Raw genomic sequence first — 5,106 nt, forward strand, 5'->3', positions numbered from 1 at the left:
GCCTTTATACTTTTTGCAATATTTTTCGGAAAATTAAACCATGAAAAAGAGAATACTATCAGGCAATAGACCAACGGGCAAACTGCACATTGGACATCTTTTGGGTGTCCTTGAAAACTGGAGAAGACTGCAGGATGAATACGAATGCTTCTACGAAATTGCTGATTGGCACGTTCTTACAACGAAAACCGATACCTCCGATCTACAGGATAACATAATTGACATGGCCATTGATTGGCTAACTGTAGGCATTGACCCCCAAAAGTCGGTTATATTCGTTCAATCTGCTGTCAAAGAACACGCTGAACTTCACCTTCTATTTTCCATGCTCATTACCATATCGCGACTGCTGAGAAATCCCACCCTCAAAGAATATCTGCAAAACGTTGAAGCATCACAGATAGCTTCCAAAAAAAGGGCCTTTGACGATTTCGCCGAAGCGGTGATTAATAAATTTCTTGAGGAAAGCCAAAACATCGGTAGCAAAAGTGAAGAGGACAGGATCGCTCTCCTAAAAAGTAAACTTAAAGACAATTTCCTTGAAGAGCTCACTCACCACGGCATTGTAGATTCGGAAGAGGAATTGACTTACGGAAACCTTATATCCTATGGGCATCTTGGCTATCCCGTTCTCCAGGCGGCAGACATACTAATCTACAGAGCTCACTACGTCCCCATTGGACAAGATCAGTTGCCTCACCTGGAGATAACAAGGGAGCTGGCAAGGAAATTCAACTCCACCTATGGCGAGGTATTTCCGATTCCTGAACCTCTCCTCGCCGAGTTTCCAAAAATCCTCGGAACGGATGGAAGAAAAATGTCAAAATCCTACAACAACACAATTCTTATATCGGAAGACCCTGAAACATTGAAGAAAAAGATTATGTCTTCTTACACAGACCCAGCAAAGATAAGGAAAAATGATCCCGGTCACCCCGAAAACTGCCCCATCTTCTTAATGCAAAAGGCTTTTAACAAAGAGGAAGTTTCAGAAATTGAGATGAATTGCAAGAGCGGAGCCCTCGGTTGTGTCGACTGCAAAAAGAGGCTCTACGAAAAGGCTAATCAGTATTTAGAGCCCTTAAGAGAAAAAAGAAAAGAATACGAAAAAGATAAAAGTCGTGTGATCGACATTCTCAGAGAAGGTTCGCAAAAGGCAAGGGAAGAAGTTCAGAAAACAATGGAAATTGTCAGAGAAAAGATGAAACTTTGGCAGTAATTATGTTCACAGGAATCATAGAAGAAATCGGTGAAATAAAAAGGATTCAGAGGACCTCAGGGGGAACAAGGATTCAGATAAGCTCTTCTCTTAAAATCCAAAATGGAGACTCCATCTCTGTGGATGGTGTTTGCCTAACCGCCGAAGATGTCGGTAAAGGGATATTTACAGTCTTCATGAGCCTGGAAACTCTCTCCAGGTCTCATTTTAGCAAAACTCTGAGAGAGGGATTAAAAGTCAACTTAGAGAGAGCTCTTACACCATCCTCATTCATGGGAGGCCACATCGTACTCGGGCACGTGGATTGTACAGGGGAAATCTATTCAAAGGAAATAAGTTCGGAGAGTGGTACTTTCATCTTCAGGGTCCATGACCCATCTTATATGAAATACTTAGTAGAAAAGGGCTCCGTTGCAGTAAACGGAATTTCCCTCACATGTTTTGATGTTAGGGAAAAAACCTTCAAGGTGGCCGTAATTCCTTACACACTGACCAACACAACCCTCGGAATTTTAAAAGAAAGTGATTATGTCAATCTGGAATTTGACATTATAGCCAAATATACAGAAAAACTGTTAAGGGGCAAAGCCCAATGGTAGAATACGATGTTATAAAAGCGTATGCCAAAATCAACTTAGGCCTCTGGATTACCGAAAAAAGAAGTGATGGCTATCACAACATCGTTACCGTATTCCATAAAATAGGCCTTTATGATACCCTTACAATCTACCCTTCTGAAACCTTTGAAGTTGTTTGCTACGGCAGGGCTGCCGTCACCAAGGACAACATTCTTTACAAAGTAAAAGACGCCATAGAAAAGCAATTTAAAATTCCGATAAACTATAAAATTGAGATAAAGAAAAACATCCCTGTTGGTTCGGGACTTGGCGGAGCCAGCTCAAATGCTGCATACTTTTTAAAGTACTTAAATGAGAAGAGAGGTCTTAATCTTTCTCAAGAGGAGATAATAAAAATCGGCGAGCAAATTGGCTCCGATGTGCCTTTCTTCTTGCTAAAAGAAAATGCTGCGATAGCAACTGGAAGAGGCGAAATACTTGAGCCTTTCCATTCTGCTTTCAATTATCCCCTTATTTTGGGCTTTCCAGATTGCCAGGTTTTAACCAGCTGGGCCTATGCTGAGTTTGACCGCATGGGAACATTGCACAAATTCCCGGAAGCTTATAGAAAGGCCTATAAAATTGCGGAAGCATTAAAAGAAAACGACCTTGACGGATTGATGGAAATAGAGAACAGCTTTCAACCCGTTGTAATTGCAAGCTATCCCCAGGTTCAGAAAGTTATGGACATGCTGAGTTCTCTTGGCGCTAAGGTAATATCAATGAGTGGTTCAGGTAGTGCGGTCTACGGAATCTTTGAGAGAATGATTCTTATTGAAAATTTCGGTGAGGTATTAACCCCTACCGCTTTTCTCGAGATGGAGTAAAATTTCTTCGCAGATTCGTCTTGATATTCCCTGCTTTGAAATTAGCCATTTTGTAGCCCTCTCACCAACCTCCCTTAGCAAATCACGCTTTCCCATAAGTTCAATAATCTTATCCAGTAGTTCCTCAGAAGTTTTTAACACAAAAACAGCATTTCGCTCCTTAAGTTCCTCAACCTCCTTCTTGATATTCCCGTAAAAAGGGCCCACAATGACTGCCTTACCGGCAGATACCGGCTCCATAATATTGTGACCGCCATAAGGGGCAAAAGTGCCGCCCATTACCACAAGGTCTGCGATGTTGTAAAAGCTCCTTAATTTCCCAAGCACATCTATAATCACCACCCCTTTCGATCCAGACCCACTCTCACTCCACCTGGCAAAATTTATATTCAAGGAAGAGAGTTGAGATGCAATGGGCGCAACTCTATTTAAATGTCTGGGGGCGATAAAAACCCTTACAACATTGGACATGCTTAAAACTTTTTGAATTACCCGAACAGCGTGCCTCTCTTCCTTTTCTCTCAAACTTCCAAAGAGAATTACAAAATCGCCATCGCCAATTCCAAGGTTTTCCCTTTTAAAGCCTTCCAGACTTGTACCTATGGAGTCTATTTTTATATTTCCTGCAACTTCAACTTGCTCTTCCCTCGCTCCAAGTTTGATAAACCTTTCCTTGTCTTCCTCAGTCTGCGCATAAATTTTCACAAAAGATTTCAAAAGTCTTTTATAAGTTCCCTTTATCAAACGGGACTTCCTGAAATTTCGCTCGGAAATCCTACCGTTCACAAGAAAGGCGATGATATTATTCTTTCCAATTAACGTAAGCAAATTGGGCCACAGTTCCGTTTCCAAATTAACAAAGATTTTTGGCTTTGTCCTGTCAATTATTTTTTTTAAATGAAAATAAGAGTCAAGAGGAAAACGCAGAATCTTTACCTTCCCTTTCCACAATTCCTGCGCTTTATTGGATCCAGAAGATGTAAATACCGTCATCAAAACCCTTAGTTGTCTCATTAAGAAACAATCAACCAGCGGTTTGGCTGCCATTACCTCTCCGAGAGAGGAGCAGTGTACCCAGATATCCACCTCACCTTCTGGGATCTCATCAATCTTCAGAGGCGAGAATAATCGCTGAGGCAAATAAAAAACTAACTGGTATAAGGGTAAGATGTCCATTAATTTTTCCTTTGCCTTGAATCGGGAATTCCCAGTTTATTTCTCAACTTGGTTACCATTCTCCTCGAAATCTTAATGCCCGACGATCTGAGCAGGTTTGCAATCTCCTCATCAGTGTAAGGTTTATTCTTATCCTCTGACTCTATAATTTTTTTTACCTTGTCCTCTAAATCCTCGGTAGAGATTGAAGAAGAACTGCCTTTGCCAAAAGGTCTATGAAAGAAGAACTTAAGAGAATAAATACCACGAGGGGTGTCCGCAAATTTGTTCTTTAACAACCGATTTAAAGTAGATATGGGCATTTCAAGCTTCTTGCTGGCTTCAACTTGGGTAATGGGCCTGAGTCTATTGGTCTTCCCCGTTAAAAAATCCTCTTGGTATTCCAGAATAAGCTCTCCGAGTTTCCTTAGATAGTTCTTCCGCTTTAGAATACTCTCCAAAAGCCTCTCAATTCTTTTATACTTTTCCTCAAGATATTTTCTCGTCTTTTCGTCTTGAGATGGCTCCTGGAGAAGAAGGAGATAATCCTTGGAAATGTGAACCTGAGGGTAGAAGTTTTCGTTGACAAACAAAGTTAACTTTCCTTCAACATATTTGTAAATCAGTTCTGGTATCACATAGCGTGTACGTTCTACCTCTTCCTGGAAAAAAGGGTAAGGTATAAGTTTTTTCCTGAATTCCTCGTTATTTTTCAAAAAATCCTGTACCTCAGAAGGGGAAATCGAATAACCTTTATCTTGAGCTTGAAGCAGAACAAATTCGTTAAAATCCCGACACCCGCATCCAAAGGGTTCAAACTCAATTACTGTCCTCCGTATTCTTTCAAAATCATCTAAACTAACCCCGAGCTCTTTGGACAAAACCTCGGGATCCTTATCAAGATATCCAAAACCATCGAGGTGCTCAAGAATGGAAGTGGCAATCCTCTTTTCATTTTCATCATCAAAATAAGAATCAATTTGAATTTCCAACTTCTCCCACGCACTCACTTCCTGAGCAGGTATAAGCTCGTCTCGACGGACCTTCAAATCTCCTTCTTCATCCTCTCCATGCCACTCCACATTTTCTTCCATTATTTCGGCCAGCTTCGTTAAATCCTCATACTTGGCAGCCAAAACCTTATAATCGCTATACTTATCGATATCCATAAGAGGGTTAGAACTCATTTCCCTCAATACCGCTTCCCTCAATTCAAGAATATCCAATTCAAGAAGAGTAGCTTCCTGTATTATGAGAGGCAAAGGGACCAGTTCCTGTTTTAAATGAA

Annotated in this window: 5 protein-coding genes; 3 read left to right on the forward strand and 2 right to left on the reverse strand. The window is 40.9% G+C overall.

Annotated features, from left to right (window positions below; all coding sequences use genetic code 11):
• The first annotated feature begins 40 nt into the window (after positions 1-40).
• Genes trpS through ispE form a run of 3 tightly spaced genes read left to right on the forward strand, consistent with a single transcriptional unit; the run spans position 41 to position 2,663 of the window.
• Positions 41-1,219, forward strand: a complete 1,179-nt coding sequence (trpS, locus tag QMD82_05435) for a tryptophan--tRNA ligase (GenBank protein ID MDI6851361.1) — start codon at positions 41-43, stop codon at positions 1,217-1,219.
• Entirely contained in the window at positions 1,210-1,818 is a 609-nt protein-coding gene (locus QMD82_05440; GenBank protein ID MDI6851362.1) for a riboflavin synthase, read from the forward strand. Before trpS ends, QMD82_05440 begins: the two co-directional genes overlap by 10 nt.
• Positions 1,812-2,663 (forward strand): 4-(cytidine 5'-diphospho)-2-C-methyl-D-erythritol kinase, encoded by an 852-nt coding sequence (gene ispE, locus QMD82_05445; GenBank protein ID MDI6851363.1) that lies wholly within the window; start codon positions 1,812-1,814, stop codon positions 2,661-2,663. Before QMD82_05440 ends, ispE begins: the two co-directional genes overlap by 7 nt.
• Here the strand turns inward: ispE and QMD82_05450 are convergent.
• Together QMD82_05450 and QMD82_05455 are read right to left on the reverse strand one after the other, a co-directional pair.
• Entirely contained in the window at positions 2,631-3,839 is a 1,209-nt protein-coding gene (locus QMD82_05450; protein ID MDI6851364.1) for a glycosyltransferase N-terminal domain-containing protein, read from the reverse strand. The genes ispE and QMD82_05450 overlap by 33 nt on opposite strands.
• On the reverse strand, positions 3,839-5,106 hold a 1,268-nt coding region (locus tag QMD82_05455), incomplete at its 5' end, for a hypothetical protein (GenBank protein ID MDI6851365.1). The genes QMD82_05455 and QMD82_05450, both read right to left, overlap by 1 nt.

The organism is bacterium (assembly GCA_030019025.1).
Lineage (GTDB): Bacteria > Hydrothermota > Hydrothermia > UBA1063 > UBA1063 > UBA1063.

Coding starts and splice junctions, on each gene's coding strand:
- ispE (MDI6851363.1), top strand. CDS start 1,812: ATGGTAGAATACGATGTTATAAAAGCGTATGCCAAAATCAACTTAGGC.
- QMD82_05450 (MDI6851364.1), bottom strand. CDS start 3,839: ATGGACATCTTACCCTTATACCAGTTAGTTTTTTATTTGCCTCAGCGA.
- trpS (MDI6851361.1), top strand. CDS start 41: ATGAAAAAGAGAATACTATCAGGCAATAGACCAACGGGCAAACTGCAC.